The following is a 20219-nucleotide window of genomic DNA, read 5'->3' as shown; positions in this document are numbered from 1 at the left end:
TGCACTTCATCGGCGATGCCAGCTCGTTCTTCATGTGACTGGCATCTGACTCTCATTCGTGAAATTGGTTTACTCCGCATACTTAACAAAAATTATCCTGGCTCCGGGGTAACACAGGCTCACAGCTTCCGCTCGGGCCGAGACCGCTTTCAGGGCCCCACGACCGGATTTCTGGCAGGCGGCGCCGCGTGCGAGCGCGAGCCTGGCTCCATTATTCAAGCAGGCAGCTCAGGGCCTTGGAAAAGACCCAATCGGCGCGGGAATGTCGCCCGCGATGGCGCACTGACGCCTTCGCCTCCTGTCTGCGGATAAAGATTTGTAAAAGACCACGGCAGTACGTGCGCCCACGAGGCGCCGGCATGCTGCGGCATTGAATATCGGGGGTCCCACCAAGCAGCAAGGGATAACATGCAGCATTCAAAGGTGTTCGCGCGTCAGGAACTCGATCGCTATTTTTCCTCCTACGTTGGAATGGAGGGAGGCAATCCACGGGCTCCCGTCTGGATATGCGACAGAAGCCCGGCGTGGTCGGAGCCGCTGGTCGCACCGCTGCAGCCGCGTATGGCACCGCCAGCCTGGGACGCCGTGTTCCGCAGCCAGCACCGGGAAGACATGGGCAAGTGGTTCGGCCATCAGTGCATTGCGCGCATCATGGCCGCCGCGCGCGCCGAGGCGCTGCGCGTCCGCCTCGGGGACAACGACTGGGAGCAATACTACTGGCGCCATCTCTACTCGCCCAGGAGCGCTGAATTCCGGCTCAGCCTGTTTCCCCTGCCTGCCCAGGTCGACGGGCGAACGACCTGGTCCAGGGCGTTCCGAGGTCAGCCTGAACTGATCCCGCAGGCGCGCTACCTGGAGCTGTGCCGACATGGCGAACGCTTCCGGTTCCTCGAAAAGACCCGTGCCCGCTGGCGCCCGAAGGCCGTCATTTGCCTGAGCCATCGCCATACCGACGAATACGTCGACGCGTTCTCGCTAAACGGGCTCGCCAGTGAAGAGCATGCACTCCAGCCGGCAGACCAGGTCAGGCGCTTGCGGCTCTTCACCAAGGACGGAACGACCTGGATCATCTGCCCGGCTATCGGCGGCAGCGCAGGGATGACGTCGCAGGTTCAGCTCGATGCGTTTGGAAAGTTTCTAGGCATGCGCCTGGCAGCGAGCGACTTCAAGCATTGCCTCGATCTCGATGCCGTCGACCATGCAGCGCCGGCGCGGCCGGAGCGCTTGCCGCAGGCGCACCAGCGGAGCAGGTTGCCTGCCGCCGCGGCTGGTGGCCATGCTGAGGAACGTGTCCGGCCAGCGTCTCCCGGAATGGAACCCGCCCGGGCGGGAAATTGCGCATTGTTCGCGTAGCGCGACAAGAAAAAATCTGATGTAAATAATTTTCAATTTTCCGAAGTGCATATATTTGGCACGATTATTGTTCTTCATTCATTGAAATTTCCCATTGAGGGCACCGTTATGGCGGTGCCTATTTTTTAACTCTTGCGCAGAGCGGCTGTCGCCGACGAATAATGCCGAGGGGCAACAGCACGCACTCGTCCGTTGCCGCGCCCGACCACGCATTGCGCCCTGGCAATATGCCGCTTAGCTTGTTTCTTGCCGCTCGCCCCAGTAGGGGTCGCGGCCATAGTATGCATGCACCGAGGCACCCCACTCGGGGTCGGCCATGCTCGGCCAGTTGTCCTTGTCGAAGCCGGGCGCCGTCTTGATCCTCTCTGCCGTCATGGCAATCCGGAAGCACTTTTCGTCAGTGTCCATTACCAGGGCACTCCACGGAATTGCGTGCAACCTGTTGCCGATTCCAAGAAAACCGCCCGTAGTCAATACTGCATAGGCGATGCGCCCCCGCGGGACGTCAAGCATGATCTCGGAGATCTTGCCCACGTCTTGGCCGTCCGACGAGTATGCGGTGGTGCCGTCGAGGCTCGATGCAGCCATCACTTGCGGACCTGGCCCTGCGCCGATGCCGGATCCTATGATTGCCGCGCCTTCGGATGGTTTCGATTGCATGGTGTGCTCCCATCGTGTCGGGTTGACGAACAATGGAGATAAGCAACGGGTATGCCTGGCCGGTCTCGCGCGCCACGTCGACAGCGCGGTTGCCGATAGGAAGCGTCCTGCGTAATTTTTTCCAGGCGGTTGAAGGAAGCGGCTGGCAGTGTTGCCCGGGCGCTCTCGAGATATGGACGGGTCGTCAGGCACGCGATGACGCGCAGTTCACGTGCTGGGGCGATTCGTTCTTCAAGGTGGCGGCGGGATTGGGCATTGAAAGGCAGGCGCCTGCTGTTCAAGGCCTCGGTAAGCTATTGATTTTATTGGGACGTGTGGCAGGTTCTGGCTCCGGTTGCTGATGGCAGAAGTCGCGCTGACCCTCTGATCCGCATCCATGAACCCCGTTTCTGGCGCACATGCTTTCGCTACATAGCGGTGCCGGGTCCGGGTGGGAAGCTGCTATCAAGAGCCGTTTGCCATTGCTGCCGTCCGCCCATGAAGCGCACCACCACCATTCCGTCCCCGCCGCCTGACGCCGCCCACGCGCTTGCGCCGGCTGGCGTGCCGGCGGGCGTGGGCTGCCCCGAGGACCGCAATTTCGTCACGGCGCTGGCGCGTGGCATGGAGCTGCTGCGGGCCTTCGGGCCGCAGGACGATTACCTCGGCAATGCCGAGCTGTCGCGCCGCACCGGCATCCCGCGGCCGACCGTGTCGCGGCTGACCTACACCCTGGCCACGCTTGGCTACCTGACCTATATCGAAGGCACGGAGAAATACCGGCTCGGGCAGGGCGCGATGGTGCTCGGCCATCGCTACATTGGGGGCGCGGGCGTCCGCGAGATCGCGCAGCCGCTGATGCAGTCGCTGGCCTTTGCCACCGACTGCACCGTGGCGCTGGCGATGCCGGACCGGCACGCCATGGTCTACCTGGAAAGCTGCCAGCCGCGTGGCGCGCTGGTGATCCGGCTGGCGCCGGGTGCGCGCCTGCCGATGGCGACCTCGGCAATCGGGCGCGCCTGGCTGGCAGGGCTCGACGCCGGGCACCGCGAAGCGGCGCTGGCCGAACTGGCGCGCCACTACGGCGTGCGCTGGCCTGCCGTGCGCAGCGGCATCGAGCGCGCGCTGCAGGACTACGCCCGCCGCGGCTTCTGCGTGGCGCACGCGGAATGGGACCGCACCGTCAGCGGTGCCGCGGCGCCGCTGCGGCTCGCGGGCAGCAGCGAAGTGCTGGCGATGAATATCGGCGGCTCCGCGGCGCGGCTGTCGCCGGAAATCCTGGAGGGCAATCTCGGCCCGCGCATCCGCGACCTGGCCGAGACCCTGCAGGCGCGCCTGTGGCAGCCCGGCGGCGCGCGCGCTTCGATGCGGCTGCCGGCGGACGGGCCCGAGACGGGCGCATGTCCCGCCAGCCGGCGAGCCGCCAATGAATGACACGGTAACAGACCCATATCAACCAGGATCGATGAGGAGATAGCGCATGGAAGTAAGCAACAAGACCGTGGTGGTGACTGGCGCGGCCACTGGCATTGGCCGCGCGCTGGCGCTGGCGTTTGCACAGGCCGGTGCACGAGGCGTGGCCGTGGCCGATCTGAACGCGGATGGCGCCGCCAGGGTCGCCGCCGAAGTCCAGGAGGCCGTGCCATCGTGCCAGGTGTTCGCGCAAGCGGTCGACGTCGCCGATGCCGCCGCGGTGCAGGCACTGGCCGACGAGGCCACGCGCCGCTTCGGGCAGGTCGATGTGTTTTGCTCCAACGCCGGCATCATCCTGCGCAAGGGCCTCGACGCGGGTGCCGACGAATGGCAGCGCATCTGGGAAATCAACGTGATGGCGCATATCCATGCGGCGCGCGCGGTGCTGCCGCAGATGCTCGAGCGCGGCGACGGCTATTTCGTCAATACGGTATCGGCGGCGGGGCTGCTGTCGCAGATCGGCTCCGCCCCGTACGCGGTGACCAAGCACGCGGCGATCGGGTTTGCCGAATGGCTGTCGATCACCTACGGCGACCGCGGCATCAAGGTCAGCTGCATCTGCCCGCAGGGCGTGCAGACCAACATGCTGTTCGGCGAGCAGGGGGAGCGCAAGGGCTTCCTGCAAGAGGGCTCCGTCACCGCGGAGCATGTGGCCGCGGCGACGCTCGAGGGCGTGGCCGACGAGCGCTTCCTGATCCTGCCGCACCCGGAAGTGCTGGAGTACTACCGCCGCAAGGGCCAGGACTACGACCGCTGGCTGCGCGGCATGCGGCGCCTGCATGACAAGGTGATGCAGGAGTTCGGCGGCATCGCGGTGTAAGCAGTAAGCGCGCAGGGCCTGCGCGGGCCAGGCGCCCGCCTCAGGCGTCCGGTTCCGCCGCCGCCTGCGCGTTGCCTTCGCCGCTGGGATCGTGCAGCCGGGTCAGGCTGATGAGGGCGCCGGCGGTCGCGACCGCCGCCGCCACATACAGCGCGATCCGCGCGGCGCCGTCCGGCGCCAGGCTGAACAGCAGTGCCACCAGCGCCGTGCCGGTGGTCTGGCCCAGCAGCCGCGTGGTCGCCTGCGCCCCGCTGGCGCCGCCGCTGCGGGCCGGCGGCGTGGCGCCGATCATGGCGCGGTTGTTGGGCGACTGGAAGAAGCCGAAGCCGGTGCCGCACAGTGCCATGCGCCACGCTATGTCGAGGCTGCTGGCATCCGCTCCCAGCGTTGCCAGTCCGACCAGCCCGCCGGCCAGCATGGCCAGCCCGAGGCCGGCGAGGATGCTGGCCGGGTAGCGGTCCGAGAGCCGCCCCGACAGTGCTGCCATCACCGCTACCATCATCGGCCACGGCGTGATCAGCAGCCCGGTCTCCTGCAGCGAGCGGCCAAGCTGGTATTCGAGGTAGAAGGGCAGCGCCACGAAGGAAAGCATCTGCGTCATGAACGAGCAGAAGGACGTGCCTACCGCCAGCGCAAAGGCCCGGCTGGCAAACAGGTCCACCGGCACCAGCGGCGCGGCGCGGCCGCGCTGGCGCCGCACCAGCAGCCAGCCCAGCACGATCGCGGCGGCAATCCCCGCGACGCCGGCCGCGCGCCAGGCGGCATGGCCAAGCCCGTCCACGCCCAGGATAAACAGCCCGAACACCAGCGCCGACAGCAGCGCGCTGGGATAGTCGAAGCCGCGCGGCTGCGGCGGCGTCTTCGGCAGCGCGCGCCGGCTCAGCACCAGTGCCAGGATGGCCACCGGCACGTTCACCGCGAACAGCCACTGCCAGCTGGCTACCGCCAGAATGATCGCCCCCAGCGAAGGCGCCACCGCGATGGTCACGCCCACCACCAGCGCGTTCAGCCCGATGCCGCGGCCCAGCTTCGTGGGCGGGTAGATAAAGCGCACCAGCGCGGTATTGACGCTCATGATGCCGGCGCCGCCGATGCCCTGCAGCACGCGCGCCGCCACCAGCATCGGCAGGTTGACCGACAGCGCGCACAGCAGCGAGCCGGCCAGGAAGGTTGCAAGCCCGGCACGGTACACACGCTTGTAGCCGAGGATGTCGCCCAGCGATGACAGCGGCAGCAGGCACACGGTCACCGTGAGCTGGTACGCGTTGACGACCCAGATGGTGCTCGACGGCTCCGTGTGCAGTTCACGCGAGATGGAGGGCAGGGCGATGTTGGCGATCGAGCCATCGAGCACGGCCATGATCAGGCCGAAGAAAACGGTGAGAATCGCCCAGGTGCGTTGCGGCTGGGGAAGGCCTTGTTCTGGCTGCATGGGAGAGACATTGAAGACAATGGCGCGCCGCGGAAAGGCGAAGGATGGCGGGCCATCGTGCGGCCTGGCCATTATCGTCCCGCGTGGCGGTGCTCGCAAATCCGACAATTGTGATATGGCGCGCCGGTAAGGCACTTGCGGGCACTTGCAGGCACCGCTGGCGCGCTAGGCCGCGGCGCCGATGTCTTCCATATAGCTGCGCAGCCGCTCGCGCAGCGCCGCGGCAGCGGCGGCGACCGCGGGGGTCCAGCCCGGCGCCGCGCCGCACAGCGCTTCCAGCGCCCGGCACTCGCGCACGATGCCCTTGCGGCGCACGATCATGAACGCCCCAGCCGCAGCATGGATCCAGCGTCCGAGGGCCGCCACGTCGCATTGCGCGATGCTGCGCTCCAGCTCGGGCAGGTCTTGCAGCAGCTGCCTGCGCAGCATGGCCTTGTAGCGCTGGCGGTCGTTGCCTGTCTCGATGCTGGCGTGACCCTGTGCCGCGCCATCCTGGCGCGCGGGCAGATGGTCCAGGCAGGCCTCCAGGTCCTGCAACGATGCCGGCTTGGCCACATAGCCGGCGAACCCGCGCTGGCGCCAGTCCATCGACCACTCGCTGCGCGGGAAGGCGCTGAAGGCCAGCACCGGCACGCCGGGATGGCGCGCACGTACCGCCTCGAGCAGTTCGTGGCCGTCCATGCCGGGCATCTGGATGTCGGTCAGCACGGCATCGACCCGCGCGGTCTCCAGCACCGCCAGCGCCTGCTTGCCGTTGCTGACCACGATCGGCTGGTGGCCGAGCGTTTGCAGCTGTTCGGTGATCAGGGCCTGGTTCAGCGGATTGTCCTCGGCCACCAGGATGGAGGCCCGCGGCGTGATCGGGACTGGCTGTGGCGCTGCGGGCGTGGTGCCCATAGTGCCCGTAGTGCCCGTAGTGCCCGTAGTGCTCTCGGTTCTGCTGTCGGTATTGTCTGGCCCGTTGCCTGGCCCTTGCTCGCCGGTGGAGTCATGGCTGGCGTTGCGGGCTGCCGTAGCCACGCATGCCAGCAACGCATGGTGGCTGTATGCCGTGACCTCGAGAATCCCGGGCGCGCGCTGGTGCGGGCGATGCGGGCCGTCCGGCGTGACCCACACTACCGTGGCGGTGCCCGCTTCGCGCAGCGCGGTCATCGTGGCCAGCGGAAAGTCGCCGCTGGCCACGATGACCCGGGCCGGTTTGTACGCCAGGTATTCCCGCGCAGCTGCCAGCGAAGCCAGACCGCTCGCGCGCCAGCCCGCGGCATTGAGCCATGCTTCAAGGTTTTCCCCGATACGCGCATCCTGGCACAACACCAGAACGTGGCCGTGCGGCGCAGCGGTGTCCAAGTGCCCGGTGGCCTGCCGCGCCGCCGGCACGGTCCGCACCGGCAAGCGCACCGTGAAGGCGCTGCCGATATCGGGCACGCTCGCCACCGTGATGCTGCCACCCATCAGCTCGCACAGCCGCGCGCAGATCGAGAGTCCGAGCCCGGTGCCGCCAAGGCGCCCGGCGCCGGCGGCATCGCCCTGCACGAACGGCCGGAACACCCGCGCCGCCAGCGACGGCGGCATGCCGATGCCGGAATCGCCGACGCGGCAGACCAGCTGTGGTATGCCCTGGCCCTCGGCGCACACCTCCGCGCTGAAGCTGATACGTCCGCTGGCGGTGAACTTGAACGCGTTATTCAGCAGATTGTTGATTACTTGTACCAGCCGCGTGCGGTCGCCCGTGATTTCCACGTCAAGCGATGGTGACAGCAGCAGGTGAAAGCGCAGCGGCCGGCCCGCCGTCATCGGCGCGTAGGTCAGCGCCAGGCTTTCGAATGCGTCGATCGGGCGAAAGGGTTCGTCGACCAGTTCGAGCTTGCCGGCATCGATTTTCGAGAAATCCAGCACATCGTTGACGATGCGCCGCAATGCCCCGGCGGCCGCGTCGAGCGCCTGCAGCCGCGGCGCATGCGTCTCCAGCCCCGGGCTGCGCGCGAGCAGCTCGAGGTTGCCGAGCAGCGCATTGAGCGGCGTGCGGATCTCGTGGCTCATGGCGGCAAAGAAAGTCGAGCGTGCGCGCATCATGGCCTCCGTGGCCTGCTGCGCCGAGCGCAGCTGGTCCTCCAGCGCCTGTTGCGCGGTGCAGTCCAGCACCGCGCAGAACAGCACATCGTCGTCGCGGTAGCGCGCCGGCGCATAGGTAATCTGCAGGAACCGCCCGGTGGCATCGGTGGCATCGGCGGCATCGGCGGCATTGGTGATGGCGGTGGCGTCGGCAGCCGGGGCGGTACCGTCATCGACCTGCACCGCGTCCGTTGCGGCGTCGCTCTCCCGGGCCGCTGCCGGTGCGGCGATTGTCAGGCTGGCAATCGCGGCCGGACCGTCGCCGCAGCGGCGCGGCTGCGCGCCGAACGCTTGTACCAGCGCGTCGGGCATCTGCCGGGAGCCATGCAGCTGCAGCAGCGTGTCGGCTCGCTGGTTGCACATCAGCACGCCGTAGTCGCGCTGGCGCACGATGCACAGCCCCACCGGCGTGGCGCTGACCAGGATATGCGTCATCAGCTCGCTTTCCAGCGCGCGCGAGGCATCGGCATGCGTGCGCCGCAGCAGGTGCCGGCTCCAGTAGCGCGCGGTCAGCACGATGCCGCTGACCAGCACCAGCATGGCCGCCGCGATGCCTGCGAACTCGGCGGCGAGCGCCGCAGCCAGCATCCGGTATGGCAGGAAGTACACCAGCAGTCCAACGCCCGCCTGCAGCGGCTCGACCAGCAGCACGCCATTGCTGGTGTACAGCAGCGTATCGTGGCCGATGTGGCGCGCCCGCGCCGCCAGGTTGTATATCTGTGCCGCCGATGCCACGCCTTCGCGCGGCGACACGTCGATGATCTCGTCGGCTTCATTGACCAGCAGCAACAGCGCCGGCTGGCTCGGCCGGTGCAGGGTCGCCAGGAAACCCTGCACCGGGATGCAGGCGGCGACCAGCGTGGTCGGCCTGTCGCCGGCATAGGCCGCACTGACCAGCATCATGACCGGGGAGTCGTCCACCGGATGCCGCAGCGGGCCGATCCACACCGGCTGGTCGCGCGCCGGCACGGCATGGCCGGTGCGGTCGCGCAGCGCTTCGATCAGGCGCGTGCGCAGCAGCGGGATCAGCGTCGGGTCGAGCGCCATCGGCGCGCGTGCGCCGTTTTCTGGCTGGCGGATGACCACGGCGCTGTCTTCGTCCAGCGCAACGGCAAAGGCGTCGTGATCGAGGCCGAACGCCTGCTGCGTTGCCATGGTGGCCAGCGCGATGCCGCGCAGCCCCGCGAACTGCTTTGGCAGCCTGGCGCCCCAGGCGAGGCGCGTGTCAGGGGTGGCGAGCAGGTGATAGTCCTTACCAACGCCGTCGGCATGGATGCTGGCCGCGCCGGTGCGCCGGAACGATTCGAAGGCGGCATCGCGCGCCGGGTCGACAGCAGGGGTTTCACGCTGGTAGCGGATCGTCAGTACGCTGCGCCGCACGAACGACGCCTCGTTCTGCAGCAGCTGCGACAGCGCCGCCATGTACTGCGCCACGTGCCCGCGCCGGTAGTCGATGTGCCGGCCCGCGGCAAGCCCGGCCAGCAGCAGGCCGGAGAACACCACCACGGCGATCAGCACGGCGATGGTGGCGGCGTAGCGTTGCTGCTGGCGCCGGGATTGCCCGGCCAGCGCATCGAACGCGCTCGTGAGCGATTCGCGCGTGCGCTTCAGGGTTGATTCCATCGACGCGTGTTCAGGCCGTTGCCACGTCAGATAAGGCCATTTTCGTACGCGTAACGGATCAGGCCGGTGTTTGTCTGCACGCCGAGCTTGCGCATGGCGACCGTCTTCTGGCTGGAAATGGTGCTGACCGAGCGCCCGAGCTTGCCGGCGATGTCGGCAAGCTGGATCCCCTGCGCATAAAGCCTTACCACCTCCAGTTCGCGCAGGGTCAGTTCGGTCGCCGGGGCCGCGGCGAGCGCGGCGCTGTCAAGGATGGCCTGCGCCGAAGGCGAGTGGTAGCAACCGTCGCAGCCGATAACCTGGAGACAGGCCCGCACCACTTCATCGGTCGGGTCTTCCTTGCTGACGTAGGCGCGCACGCCCAGCTTCATGGCGCGGCGGATGATGGCGGCATTGGCCTGGGCACTGACCACCACGATGCGGGTCAGCGGATGGCGGCGCGTGAGCCGGTTCAGCAGGTTGAAACCATCCGACGAGGCATCGCCGCGGCCCATGCAGAAGTCGGTGACGGCAATGTCGGCGGGCTCGCGGTCGAGCGCGGCCAGCAGTTCCGTGCCGTTGCCGCAGGTACTGGTGACCTGGAAGTTGGGCGTGCGCTGCAGGCAGTCGCGCAGCGCGACCATGACCAGTGGATGGTCGTCCGCCAGGGCGACACGGATGATTGGGTCGTACATCGTTTTCGGGTCCTCGGTCCTCGGGTTCTTGGCGCTTGCTTTGTCGGGGCACCCGCAGGCGCCACGGCGTCACCACAAATCCGCATTCTGGCTATGTTCCCGGCGCCCCTGAATCGCAATTCGGCTAGTTCCCGGTCACTGCCATCGTGCCGGACGGGCAGGCGGTGCAAGCTGGGTATAAGGGTACGGCCTCAACCCTGCTCGGCTTGACGGCGAACTGCGCGCGAGCAGCGCGATTTTTCCGCGGATCGCGCGCAATGGCATTTGTGTGACATCAATGCACGGCGCAGCTGTGCTTTCCCATGTAAGTGGACTGCCGACGACATATGCCGGGGCGCAGCCGGCAGCCATCAAACTTTCACGCTTGGCGCCCGCGAACGCTGTCCTAGAATGAACCTGACACGCGCCCGCGGCCATCATGCCGCGCAAGGCCCGGCTTGCGCCGGGTGGCGCTTGCGGCGCGTGCCGCGTGGGGGAATTGCCATGCCCGTCTATCAATACCGCTGCGAGAAGTGCGGCCACGTGTTCGAGAAAACCGAACATCTCGCAGAACATGCCTCTGCCCATCCGAATTGCCCGAACTGCGGCAGCCAGTCCGTCCAGCACGCACCGGCCCCGTTCGTGGCAGTGACCCAGCGCAAGAGCTGAGCCGTAACAACGTTCCAGGAGATTTGCGCTCCGCCGCGAGGCCGCAGCGGGGCGTTGGCGTGCATGCCGCCGGGCGATTGCCGGCGGGATGCCGGAGTGGTTTCATGCGTGGCGCATGCACCGCCACGCGCGTTCGCGCTGCGCGCAAGCGGCGATCTCAACCTTGACGGAGGATGCCATGGCCACGAGACCGTTTTCCCAGTTTCCCGCCGACGAGCAGCAACAGGTAACGCAGGCTTGCATGCATGTCGGGATCCCACAGGAGGCGTTCCAGATCACGGACGAAGGCGATGGCGGGGGCCGTCGCGTCAGTGTGAAGCGGCTGGGCACGGACGCGGTCAGCGTCTATGAGGCGGGGCCGGGTTCGGTCTGGGTCGAAGAGTTCGAGAGCGATCTCGAATGCGGCCTGTTCGGCCGCGTGACGGCGTAGCGTGCGGAAAGCGCGGAAAGCGCGGAAAGCGCGGCTCAGTGCCGGCCGCGCTCGCCCAGGCGCGACACCACCGAGGCGCCCGCAATCAGTTCCTTGAGCAGCGCCAGCGAGGCCGCGCCGCTGGTTCGGAAGGGATCGAGTTCGGCGCGCGCCGAGAACTTCAGCAGCGTCGCGGTGTTGATGCGCGCCGCGTTGACCTGCCCCATGGCCCAGCCGGCGAAGTCGCGCGTGCAGGTTTCCTCGAAATGCAGCAGCGTCACATCCTGGTGGCGCGGATCGCGCGCGATCGACTGGAACAGTTGCGAGACCTCCTGCCGGTCGCCTTCGAGCGCCTGCAGGAAGATGCCGTTGCCGTGGCACAGCACGCCGGTGATGCCGTGGCGCGGGTTGCGCTCGAGGCTGGTGGCCAGGATCGCGTCGAGCAGGGCCGTGTCGATGGCCTGGCGGGCACGGCTGGCATAGATCAGGCGGACTAGCATGGTCGTGGCGGTTCCGTGATGGGGAAGGAGCGGATGCTGATTCCGGGGCAGGGCTCCTAGCCGCGGTTATTGTTCAGCAGCGTGAGGAATTCACGCCGCAGGCTGTCGTCCTTCAGGAAGGAGCCGCGCATCACGCTGTTGGTCATCTTGGCGTCGGTGTCGCGCACGCCGCGCCAGTGCATGCAGAAATGCTCGGCCTCCATCACGATGGCGAGGCCGTCGGGGTTCATCTTTTCCTGCAGCAGGTCGGCGACCTGCGCCACGGCTTCTTCCTGGATCTGCGGCCGGCACATGATCCATTCCGCCAGCCGCGCGTACTTGGACAGGCCGATCAGGTTGGAATGCTGGTTGGGCATCACTCCCACCCACAGCTTGCCGATGATCGGGCACAGATGGTGCGAGCAGGCGCTGCGCACGCGCAGCGGGCCCACGATCATCAGCTCATTGAGCTGGCCGACGTTGGGGAACTCGGTCACCGCCGGCGACTTCGCGTAGCGGCCGGCGAAGATCTCCTTCAGGTACATCTTGGCTACGCGCCGCGCGGTTTCCTGCGTGTTGTGGTCGTTCTCGACGTCGATCACCAGCGCGCGCAGCACGCCTTCGATGCGGGTCTGGACCTCGGCTTGCAGCTGCTCCAGCTCGCCCGGCTCGATATAGCGGGCGATATTGTCGTTGGCGTGGAAGCGTTCCTGCGCAGCCTGCAGGCGCGCGCGGATCCGCTCCGAGACGGAAGAGGCCGGGTCGCCGGCGGCCGCGTCGGCCGGTTGGAGGTCTTGCGGGCGGTGTGCCGCGTCCTTGCTGTTCATGGAAAGCGTGGTGGGTTGCGGAGTGGTCCGGCACTGGCGCCGGCGGGTGTGCCGGATTCACTATATGGCAGATGCGGTGGCCCGACAACCTGCCCGCCCGACGCCCTGAGGCCCCTTTGAGGCCCTCTTGGGTCCTCTTTGAGGCCCCATTCCCACTGCGCCGGACGCGCCGCATACCGCACACCCCGGCTTGCCTCCGTGAATTGTTCGTGACAACGCTCAACCTCGCCCCGCGCGACGCCGACAAGCGCACATAATGTCCGCAAACATCAGCCGCCCGCCGCCTGAATGGCGGGCGTACCGCAAGTTGCGGCCTTACTTTTGTCGGGAACAACGTGACCTTGCCGATCGCCTTCCCATGCAGCAGCCTGATGCTGCTCCATGTCGTGACGATACCGCTGCCGGCAACGCCGGTGGAAACGGGCGTGGCGGAGCATCATGCCAGCGCTGCCCGTGCGCGCAAGCCAGGCTTGCGGCGGCCGCTCGCCGTGGGCGCGCGCGTGCCGACAGGCGGGAGTGCCCCCACCGGCTGAGGCGCGCGGCGCCGAGCCAGACCTGGTCAGGCACGCGCAGCGTGCGGCACCCTGCCCGGGCGCCCCGCAACACCTACCAGAGCAGCAGCGCCAGCGCCGGCAGCATCGCGGCCGGCATGACGATCGCCCCCAGGCGCAGGAACTGGCCGGCGCTGACCATATGCCCCTCGCGGCGCAGCGCGGTGAGCCACAGCAGCGTGGCCAGCGAGCCGGTCACCGACAGGTTCGGGCCCAGGTCGATGCCGATCAGCACCGCGCCGGTGACCGCGTGCGACGCATCGCCAGCGGACAGCGCCGACGCCGCGATCAGCCCGGCCGGCAGGTTGTTGGCGATATTGCCCGCCAGTGTCACCAGTCCGCCCACCGCCAGCAGTGCAAGCGCACCGCCATCGCGCGAGGCGGCCGCGACCGCGTCGGCGAGGTGACCGATCACCGCGGTCTGCTCCAGTGCGGCCACCAGCACGAACAGGCCGGCCACCATTGGCAGCACGCTCCAGGAAACTTCGCGCAGCGCCGGCAACAGCAGGTCGCGCCGGGTGGCGCAGACCAGCAGCAGCGTGGCCACGCCCGCGGCGCAGGTGGGCCAGCCCAGTTCGCTGCCGCGCAGCGACGCCAGCAGCAGCGTGATGCCGGTCAGCACGATGCCCAGCGCGGTCAGCCAGGCCTGCAGCGATAGCGGCGGCACCGGGACATCGCTGCCGATCGGCTCGGCCAGCGCATGGCGCTGGGTCCACCACAGCGCTGCCAGCGTCGCCAGCACCGCGGCCAGCGATGGCAGCGCGAAGGCGGCCAGCCATCCCGCCAATGGCGGCATGCGCTCGCCGAAGATCACCAGGTTGGCCGGATTCGAGATCGGCAGCACGAAGCTGGCCGCGTTGGCGATGAACGCGCAAGCGTACAGGTAGGGCAGCGGATGGCGCACGCGCGCCGCACGCGTGGCGGCCAGCACCGCGGGCGTCAGCACCACCGCGGTGGCGTCGTTCGACATGAACGCCGTGACCAGCGTGCCGAAGCCATACACCAGCAGGAACAGCCGCAGCGCCGAGCCGCGCGCCTGGCGCACCGCCAGCGCGGCGACGTGGTCGAACAGGCCGGTCTTGCGGGCCAGTTCGGAGATCAGCATCATGCCGGCCAGGAACAGGTAGACGTCGTAGCCGCGCATGACCGCGGCGAATGCGTCGGGCAGCGCCAGCAGTCCGGTGGCGCATAGCAGCAGCGCGCCGGCGGCGGCCCAGAAGGCCTCGGGCAGGCGGAAGGGGCGGAACAGGACGCCGGCGGTGGTCAGCGCGGCGACCGACCAGATCAGCAGCGGGCTGTGGCTGGACATCAGGATGGGCACGAAGGTGGGGTGAGGGGGCAGGAGTGCGTGGAGTTTACAGGCCGTCCCCGCGGGCGGACACGGCGGGCCCGGCCACGGCCGCAGGCGCCGGCATGCCGGTGGGGGTGCCGGGAAGCTGTGTGCCCGCGGCTGGCGGCGCCAAGGATGTGGCGGGACTGGCCGGGCTCGCAGCGTTGCTTGCCACCGGGGCCACGACAGGATCCGCGGCCGGCGTCACCGGCGCCACCGGAGAAGCCGCCGGCGGCGGGAAGCCGAGCGAGGCGATGCCACGGCCGCCATCCGCGTACTCGGCATATATCCAGTCGTTGCCCGCGCGCACCAGGCCGGCCGGGGCGTCGGGCTCCGTCTCGGGAACGCCGGCCAGCCGTCCTTCCATGTACGCCGCCCACACCGGCAGCGCCGTGGTGGCGCCGAACTCATGCTCGCCAAGGCTTCGGTTGTCGTCGTAGCCCATCCACGCCACCGTGACCACGCCGCCAGCGTAGCCGGCGAACCAGCCGTCCATGGCTTCGTTGGTGGTGCCGGTCTTGCCGGCCACGTCGTCACGGCGCAGGTAGCGGCTCACGCCCGCGCCGGTGCCTTCGTCGACCACGCTGCGCAGCAGGCTGTCCATCACGAAGGCATTGCGCGCGCTGATCACGCGCGTAGGCGCCGCGGCGCCATCGGCGCCGGCCGGGGCAGCGTCAAACAGCACGTTGCCCTCGCTGTCGGTGATGCGCTCGATCAGGTAGGGCTCCACGCGCTGGCCGCCGTTGGCGAACACGCCGTAGGCCGCGGCCAGCCGCAGCGGCGAAGTGGTGCCGGTGCCCAGCGCCAGCGGCAGGTAGCGCGGCAGCCGCCTGGGCGAGAAGCCGAAGCGGCTGGCGAACTCCACCGCATAGGGAATGCCGATTGCCTGCAGCGTGCGGATCGCCGGCAGGTTGCGCGATTCGGCCAGCGCCTGGCGCACGGTGACCGGGCCGATAAAGCGGCCGTCGTCGTTGGACGGCTGCCAGCGCGACGAATTGGCCAGCGGCGCGTCGTTGATGACCGTGCCGGGCGACACGCCGCGCTCCAGCGCGGCGGCGTAGACGAACGGCTTGAAGGTCGAGCCCGGCTGGCGCAGCGCCTGCGTGGCGTGGTTGAAGCGGCTGGCCGCAAAGTCCGCGCCGCCCACCATCGCCTCGATCGCGCCGGTATTGGCGTCTAGCGACACCAGCGCCGCCTGCGGGCCCTGCGCCAGCGTCGGCACCGCCTTGCGGTGGCGGCGCGCATAGCGCTGCAGTCCGCCGGTCACGGCATCGTAGGCCAGCGTCTGCCGCACCGACGACACCGTGGTGTAGACGTTCAGGCCGCGCGTGTAGGCCTCGTCGCCAAAGCGCTCGCGCGCCAGCTGGCGCGCCAGTTCGGCCACGTACTCGGCATGGCCGGCGAAGCTGCCGGGCGTTTCGCCGGAGATGGCCAGGCGCTCGGCGCGGGCCGCGCGGTAGTCCTCCTGGCTGACCATGCCGAGCGCCAGCATGCGGCCAAGCACGTATTCCTGGCGGCGCTTGGCGCGCGGCAGGTTGACCACCGGGTTCATGGTCGACGGCGCCTTGGGCAGCCCGGCCAGCATCGCGCTCTCGGCCAGCGACAGGGCCGCCAGCGGCTTGCCGAAATACGCATGCGCCGCGCTGCCGAAGCCATAGGCATGCTCGCCCAGGTAGACCTGGTTCATGTACAGCTCGAGAATGCGGTCCTTGGGCAGCGACTGGTCGATGCGCCAGGCCAGCAGCATTTCATACCACTTGCGCGCCAGCGTCTTTTCGCGCGACAGGTAGAAATTGCGCGCGACCTGCATGGTGATGGTCGACGCGCCCTGTGCGTAGCCCTGGCCCAGATTGGCCAGCGCGGCACGGAACAGCCCGGAGATATCGACACCCTCGTGCTCGTAGAACTGGTCGTCCTCGGCCGCCAGCAGGGCCTGGACCATGCGCGGCGGAATCTGCTCGAAGGGGATGAATTCGCGGTGCTCGCTGCCGAACTCGCCGATCTGCACGTTGTCGCTGGTGTAGATCCGCAGCGGGACGTCGGGTCGATAGTCGCGCAGGGCGTCGACCGGCGGAAGCTGCCGCAGGCTCAGCACCGCGGCAAAGCCGACGAGCAGGCTGGCGGCCGCAGCCAGCGCCAGTACGGCGCCGCCTGCCTTGACTGCGATTTTTTTCATGCGCGCATTCTACCTGCTCCGGCTGGCCGAACCGGCGTGGCGGTTATCGGGTGGCTGCCAGCGGCAGCGGTCTGCCGCCGTCGTCCCGCTCGGCGGGCGGGGCGACGGTGTCCGGCACGGCATGGAGCGCCGGCGCGGGAGCGGCGGCGCTGTCCGGGTCCGGCTGCGCCGCCGTGGCCGAGGCCATGCGCAGCCTGGCCTCGCCGTGCTGGCGCGCGAACTCGCACAGCGACAGCCAGGTCTGCTGCTGCTCGATGATGGTGAAGTGGTCCGTGCCGGGCATGGTCTGCAGCGCGACCGGGCCGGGCCACGCCGCCATCAGCCGCTCCGAGCAGGCATGCGGCACGACCTCGTCCGTCTCCGCCAGCAGCACCTTGGTGCTCTGCACGACCTTCTTGCAGTGCGAGATCGAATCGAAATGGTGGCGCATCAGCTGCCGCAGCGGCACCAGCGGGAAGCGCTTGCGCACCAGTTCCAGCAGCGAGTCGTAGGGCGTGATCAGCTGCAGGCTCTCGAATTCCTGCAGGTCGGCCAGCTGGATCGCCACGCCGGTGCCGAGGCTGCGCCCGACCACGTGCACGCGGGTGTCGGGAAACACACGCCGGACATGCAGCAGGAACTGGCTGGCATCGGCGACGGCCCCCGCTTCGGACGGACGGCCATCGGAATGGCCCAGCCCCCGGTAGTCATAGGTGGCGAAGGCCATGCCGGCCGGGAGCCAGCGTGCGTATTGCAGCGTTTCCAGCACATCCTCGCCGCGGCCGGGCAGGTAGAACAGCAGGTCGCCCACGCTGTCGCCAGGCGCATGGCAGATGTAGCCACGCACCACGCCGCCGGGAATCCTGTGCGAATAGCCGACGATGCCCTCCGGCAGGTCGCGCGGCGGACGCCGGCGCGCGTCGAACAGCAGGCGGTCCTGGTTCAGCGTCAGGTAGCTCCAGTAGCAGGCGAAGCCGCTGGCGGTCATCAGCGCGGCGGCCAGCGCGTGGCGGGTCTTGAATCGCATGGCAAGTCTTCAGGTGCGCGGCGGGCGTGGCGCCGGGGGGCGCCGGCCATGCCGCCCAAGCTGCGCAGCCTACCTCATTTTTGTCAGGCGCGACGGTGCAGCGCAAGCCAGGCCGCGCAGTTCTTGTACGATATGCCTCATACGCGCGCCCAACCCACCGGCATCCTGGCCGATGGCGCGCCCAGGGAGCAAACCAGCATGAGCGAGCAGAAAGACGAGCAGTTCCGCGCCGAAGAGGCACAGGCCATGGAGCGGGTGGTCGCGGCCACGCGCCAGGTACAGGTGGCATTCACGGCGCTGCAGGCCCACTATCCGCCGCAAGGCAGCGGCAAGCCATCCAAGCTCGCGCTGCAGACCTTCGATGCGGCGCTGCAGGCGCTGGAGGACGCGCAGGCGACATTCGACGAGATCCTGAACGACCTGCTCGACGAAAAACGCTGACTCCGGCGCCGGGGCGCGGCGCGGATCCGTACACGGCCAGTGCGCTGTGATAAGGTTGCCGGACAACAGCCGCCCGGCCTGCCGCAGCGTCCGCCTGCGCGGTCTGCAGCAAGGGACGCAGCAAGGGACGGCCAGGCAGCGGCCGCCACGCGAGCCGCCAGCCATTTCCGGAGACCTCGCGGAGACCCGCCGTCATGCACCGTGCCGCCCATCCCGCCACAGATCCAGCGCTTTCCGGCGCCCAGCGCCACGCCGCCGAAGCAGGCGCAGGTACAGATGACATCGACCGCGCCGCGCTGATCGCGCGCGCGCATGCGCGCTCGGCCGGCTTCGGGCTCGATGCCGGCCACGCGCCAGGTTACGAGGCCCTTGCCGCACGCGCACTGGGCGAGCTGGTCGACGCCAGCCGCGACCTGTACCGCCATGCGCTGCCGGTGATGGAAACCCTGCACGCGCAGATCGCCAACACCGACAGCATGGTGCTGCTGACCGACAGCAGCGGCGTGATCCTGCACAGCCTGGGCGACGGCGATTTCGTCGCGCGCGCTCGCCGCGTGGCGCTGGCGCCGGGCGTGTCATGGTCCGAGCCAAGCAAGGGCACCAACGCCATCGGCACCGCGCTGGCGGAGGCGCGGCCCACCATCGTCCACGCGGGCGAGCACTTCCTGCAGGCCAACCAACAGCTCACCTGCTCGTGCGCGCCGATTGCCGGCCCCACCGGCGAGATCCTGGGCGCGCTCGACGTCAGCGGCGACCAGCGCGGCTTCCATCGGCACACCATGGCGCTGGTGCGGATGTCGGCGCAGATGATCGAGAACCACCTGTTCGCCAACCACTTCCCCGAAGCCGTGCTGGTGCGCTTCCATGCGCGGCCGGAATTCGTCGGGACGCTGTTCGAGGGCATGGCGGCGTTCACGCCCGACGGCGCTTTCCTGGCCGCCAACCGCAGCGGGCTGTTCCAGCTGGGGCTGGCGCCGCAGGCGCTGGCGCTGTCCGGCTTTGCCGGGCTGTTCGGCCAGCCGGTGCGCATGGCGATGCAGGCACGCGCGGCCGGAACGCTGCACGTGCTGACGCTGCCGAGCCGCGTGCAGGTGTTCGCGCGCATCGAATACCGCGCCGCGCCGGTCAGCGTGCGCCAGCCCCTGGCGGAGGAGCCGCTGCCGCCAGCGCTGGCAGCGCTCGACACCGGCGATGCCGCCGTGGCCGCCGTGCTGCGCCGCGTGCGCAAGGTCAGCGGCCGCGATATCCCGATCCTGGTACAGGGCCGCACCGGGGCCGGCAAGGAGTGGCTGGCGCGCGCCATCCACGCCGCCTCGCCGCGCGCCAATGGCCCCTTTGTCGCAGTCAATTGCGCAGCCATCCCGGAAACGCTGATCGAAGCCGAGCTGTTCGGCTATGAGGAAGGCGCCTTCACCGGCGCGCGCCGGCGCGGCAGCGCCGGCAAGCTGGCGCAGGCACATGGCGGCACGCTGTTCCTCGATGAGATCGGCGACATGCCGCTGGCGCAGCAGGTGCGGCTGATGCGCGTGCTGCAGGAGCGCGCGGTGACGCCGCTGGGCGCGGCGCGGGCGGTGCCGGTCGATGTGCGCGTGGTCTGCGCCACCCACCGCGACCTGCGCGCGATGATTGCCGAGGGCAGCTTTCGCGAAGACCTGTACTACCGCATCAATGCGCTGGCGGTGACGCTGCCGGCGCTGTGCGAGCGCAGTGACCTGCCGGTGCTGGTGGAGCGAATCCTGCAGCGGCAGCGGGAGGAGGCGGGGCCTGAATCTCCGCTCCATGTCAGCGCGCAGGTGCTGGCGTCGCTGCGCAGCCATCCGTGGCCCGGGAATATCCGGCAGCTCGCCAATGTGTTGCGCACGGCGGCGATACTGGCCGAGGGCGAGGCGGAGATCGGCTGCGAGCACTTGCCGGAAGGGTTTGAGCAGGAGTGCGGCGGACCGGTGGAACAGGCGCCTTGCGCTACGACGGCGCCTGCCCCGGGTGCCAGCCGCATGCGCGACTGGGAGGCCGGCGTCATCCGGCAGGCGCTGGTACGGCATGGCGGCAACGTGAGTCATGCCGCGCGCGAGCTGGGGGTGTCGCGCAATACAATCTATCGCAGGCTGAAAGAAGGGTTGGAAGACGACCCGGCAGCGGAGGACTGACACTCAGGCGAGGCGCTTCGCTTCCCGCTGGTTTGCTCCCCTCTCCCGCAAGCGGGAGAGGGAGCACACAATCTGCGAG

17 protein-coding genes are annotated in these 20219 nt (G+C 68.7%); 8 read left to right on the top strand and 9 right to left on the bottom strand.

Annotated elements, in window-relative coordinates; genetic code table 11:
* Positions 1-408: 408 nt before the first annotated feature.
* On the top strand, positions 409-1353 hold the full coding sequence (locus tag J8I34_RS06415) for a transcriptional regulator (protein WP_209774778.1): 945 nt from the start codon (positions 409-411) through the stop codon (positions 1351-1353).
* A gap of 234 nt (positions 1354-1587) precedes the next feature.
* Here the strand turns inward: J8I34_RS06415 and J8I34_RS06410 are convergent, their stop codons facing one another.
* Positions 1588-2013 carry a PRC-barrel domain-containing protein gene (locus J8I34_RS06410; RefSeq protein ID WP_029044823.1) on the bottom strand — a complete coding sequence of 142 codons (426 nt, stop codon included), beginning with the start codon at positions 2011-2013 and terminating at the stop codon, positions 1588-1590.
* Between the two features lie 477 nt (positions 2014-2490).
* Between J8I34_RS06410 and J8I34_RS06405 the strand changes: the two genes are divergently transcribed.
* Together J8I34_RS06405 and J8I34_RS06400 are read left to right on the top strand one after the other, a co-directional pair.
* Entirely contained in the window at positions 2491-3426 is a 936-nt protein-coding gene (locus tag J8I34_RS06405; RefSeq protein WP_245175796.1) for an IclR family transcriptional regulator, read from the top strand.
* Positions 3427-3472: 46 nt separating this feature from the next.
* Positions 3473-4285 carry an SDR family oxidoreductase gene (locus tag J8I34_RS06400; protein WP_209805643.1) on the top strand — a complete coding sequence of 271 codons (813 nt, stop codon included), beginning with the start codon at positions 3473-3475 and terminating at the stop codon, positions 4283-4285.
* A 40-nt stretch (positions 4286-4325) separates the two neighbouring features.
* On the opposite strand, the gene J8I34_RS06395 is transcribed toward J8I34_RS06400, so the two are convergent.
* The 3 genes from J8I34_RS06395 to J8I34_RS06385 form a co-directional block, all read right to left on the bottom strand.
* Positions 4326-5717: an MFS transporter gene (locus tag J8I34_RS06395; RefSeq protein WP_051320307.1), complete on the bottom strand. Its 1392-nt coding sequence runs from the start codon at positions 5715-5717 to the stop codon at positions 4326-4328.
* A 165-nt stretch (positions 5718-5882) separates the two neighbouring features.
* A complete protein-coding gene (locus J8I34_RS06390; RefSeq protein WP_209805642.1) occupies positions 5883-9452 on the bottom strand; it encodes an ATP-binding protein in 3570 nt (1189 codons plus the stop codon).
* Positions 9453-9478: 26 nt separating this feature from the next.
* Entirely contained in the window at positions 9479-10126 is a 648-nt protein-coding gene (locus tag J8I34_RS06385) for a response regulator (protein WP_209805641.1), read from the bottom strand.
* Positions 10127-10609: 483 nt separating this feature from the next.
* On the opposite strand from J8I34_RS06385, the gene J8I34_RS06380 reads away from it, so the two are divergent.
* Together J8I34_RS06380 and J8I34_RS06375 are read left to right on the top strand one after the other, a co-directional pair.
* Entirely contained in the window at positions 10610-10774 is a 165-nt protein-coding gene (locus J8I34_RS06380) for an FmdB family zinc ribbon protein (RefSeq protein ID WP_029044829.1), read from the top strand.
* A 178-nt stretch (positions 10775-10952) separates the two neighbouring features.
* Positions 10953-11204, top strand: a complete 252-nt coding sequence (locus tag J8I34_RS06375) for a hypothetical protein (protein WP_029044830.1) — start codon at positions 10953-10955, stop codon at positions 11202-11204.
* A 35-nt stretch (positions 11205-11239) separates the two neighbouring features.
* On the opposite strand, the gene J8I34_RS06370 is transcribed toward J8I34_RS06375, so the two are convergent.
* Together J8I34_RS06370 and folE are read right to left on the bottom strand one after the other, a co-directional pair.
* A complete protein-coding gene (locus J8I34_RS06370; RefSeq protein WP_029044831.1) occupies positions 11240-11683 on the bottom strand; it encodes a BLUF domain-containing protein in 444 nt (147 codons plus the stop codon).
* 56 nt (positions 11684-11739) lie between these two features.
* Complete coding sequence (gene folE / locus J8I34_RS06365; RefSeq protein WP_209805640.1) at positions 11740-12489, bottom strand: GTP cyclohydrolase I; 750 nt, start codon at positions 12487-12489, stop codon at positions 11740-11742.
* Positions 12490-12860: 371 nt separating this feature from the next.
* Between folE and J8I34_RS06360 the strand changes: the two genes are divergently transcribed.
* Positions 12861-13022: an arsenite efflux pump ArsB gene (locus J8I34_RS06360; protein ID WP_245175795.1), complete on the top strand. Its 162-nt coding sequence runs from the start codon at positions 12861-12863 to the stop codon at positions 13020-13022.
* Between the two features lie 73 nt (positions 13023-13095).
* On the opposite strand, the gene J8I34_RS06355 is transcribed toward J8I34_RS06360, so the two are convergent.
* From J8I34_RS06355 to J8I34_RS06345, 3 genes are read right to left on the bottom strand one after another with little or no spacing between them, the layout of a single operon-like run.
* On the bottom strand, positions 13096-14349 hold the full coding sequence (locus tag J8I34_RS06355; RefSeq protein WP_029044833.1) for an arsenic transporter: 1254 nt from the start codon (positions 14347-14349) through the stop codon (positions 13096-13098).
* A gap of 46 nt (positions 14350-14395) precedes the next feature.
* Complete coding sequence (locus J8I34_RS06350) at positions 14396-16546, bottom strand: penicillin-binding protein 1A (RefSeq protein ID WP_209774789.1); 2151 nt, start codon at positions 16544-16546, stop codon at positions 14396-14398.
* A 43-nt stretch (positions 16547-16589) separates the two neighbouring features.
* Positions 16590-17552 (bottom strand): alpha/beta hydrolase, encoded by a 963-nt coding sequence (locus tag J8I34_RS06345; protein ID WP_209805639.1) that lies wholly within the window; start codon positions 17550-17552, stop codon positions 16590-16592.
* Between the two features lie 198 nt (positions 17553-17750).
* On the opposite strand from J8I34_RS06345, the gene J8I34_RS06340 reads away from it, so the two are divergent.
* Together J8I34_RS06340 and J8I34_RS06335 are read left to right on the top strand one after the other, a co-directional pair.
* On the top strand, positions 17751-17993 hold the full coding sequence (locus J8I34_RS06340; protein ID WP_029044836.1) for a hypothetical protein: 243 nt from the start codon (positions 17751-17753) through the stop codon (positions 17991-17993).
* 194 nt (positions 17994-18187) lie between these two features.
* Positions 18188-20140: a sigma-54-dependent Fis family transcriptional regulator gene (locus J8I34_RS06335; protein WP_209805638.1), complete on the top strand. Its 1953-nt coding sequence runs from the start codon at positions 18188-18190 to the stop codon at positions 20138-20140.
* Positions 20141-20219 lie beyond the last annotated feature (79 nt).

It is taken from the genome of Cupriavidus phytohabitans (assembly GCF_017815025.1).
Lineage (GTDB): Bacteria > Pseudomonadota > Gammaproteobacteria > Burkholderiales > Burkholderiaceae > Cupriavidus.
This window is presented reverse-complemented; position numbering and strand designations above follow the sequence as displayed.

What these genes read in the sequence shown, in the direction of transcription:
- J8I34_RS06415 (WP_209774778.1), top strand. Translation starts at nt 409, where the DNA reads ATGCAGCATTCAAAGGTGTTCGCGCGTCAGGAACTCGATCGCTATTTT.
- J8I34_RS06410 (WP_029044823.1), bottom strand. Translation starts at nt 2,013, where the DNA reads ATGCAATCGAAACCATCCGAAGGCGCGGCAATCATAGGATCCGGCATC.
- J8I34_RS06405 (WP_245175796.1), top strand. Translation starts at nt 2,491, where the DNA reads ATGAAGCGCACCACCACCATTCCGTCCCCGCCGCCTGACGCCGCCCAC.
- J8I34_RS06400 (WP_209805643.1), top strand. Translation starts at nt 3,473, where the DNA reads ATGGAAGTAAGCAACAAGACCGTGGTGGTGACTGGCGCGGCCACTGGC.
- J8I34_RS06395 (WP_051320307.1), bottom strand. Translation starts at nt 5,717, where the DNA reads ATGCAGCCAGAACAAGGCCTTCCCCAGCCGCAACGCACCTGGGCGATT.
- J8I34_RS06390 (WP_209805642.1), bottom strand. Translation starts at nt 9,452, where the DNA reads ATGGAATCAACCCTGAAGCGCACGCGCGAATCGCTCACGAGCGCGTTC.
- J8I34_RS06385 (WP_209805641.1), bottom strand. Translation starts at nt 10,126, where the DNA reads ATGTACGACCCAATCATCCGTGTCGCCCTGGCGGACGACCATCCACTG.
- J8I34_RS06380 (WP_029044829.1), top strand. Translation starts at nt 10,610, where the DNA reads ATGCCCGTCTATCAATACCGCTGCGAGAAGTGCGGCCACGTGTTCGAG.
- J8I34_RS06375 (WP_029044830.1), top strand. Translation starts at nt 10,953, where the DNA reads ATGGCCACGAGACCGTTTTCCCAGTTTCCCGCCGACGAGCAGCAACAG.
- J8I34_RS06370 (WP_029044831.1), bottom strand. Translation starts at nt 11,683, where the DNA reads ATGCTAGTCCGCCTGATCTATGCCAGCCGTGCCCGCCAGGCCATCGAC.
- folE (WP_209805640.1), bottom strand. Translation starts at nt 12,489, where the DNA reads ATGAACAGCAAGGACGCGGCACACCGCCCGCAAGACCTCCAACCGGCC.
- J8I34_RS06360 (WP_245175795.1), top strand. Translation starts at nt 12,861, where the DNA reads ATGCTGCTCCATGTCGTGACGATACCGCTGCCGGCAACGCCGGTGGAA.
- J8I34_RS06355 (WP_029044833.1), bottom strand. Translation starts at nt 14,349, where the DNA reads ATGTCCAGCCACAGCCCGCTGCTGATCTGGTCGGTCGCCGCGCTGACC.
- J8I34_RS06350 (WP_209774789.1), bottom strand. Translation starts at nt 16,546, where the DNA reads ATGAAAAAAATCGCAGTCAAGGCAGGCGGCGCCGTACTGGCGCTGGCT.
- J8I34_RS06345 (WP_209805639.1), bottom strand. Translation starts at nt 17,552, where the DNA reads ATGCGATTCAAGACCCGCCACGCGCTGGCCGCCGCGCTGATGACCGCC.
- J8I34_RS06340 (WP_029044836.1), top strand. Translation starts at nt 17,751, where the DNA reads ATGAGCGAGCAGAAAGACGAGCAGTTCCGCGCCGAAGAGGCACAGGCC.
- J8I34_RS06335 (WP_209805638.1), top strand. Translation starts at nt 18,188, where the DNA reads ATGCACCGTGCCGCCCATCCCGCCACAGATCCAGCGCTTTCCGGCGCC.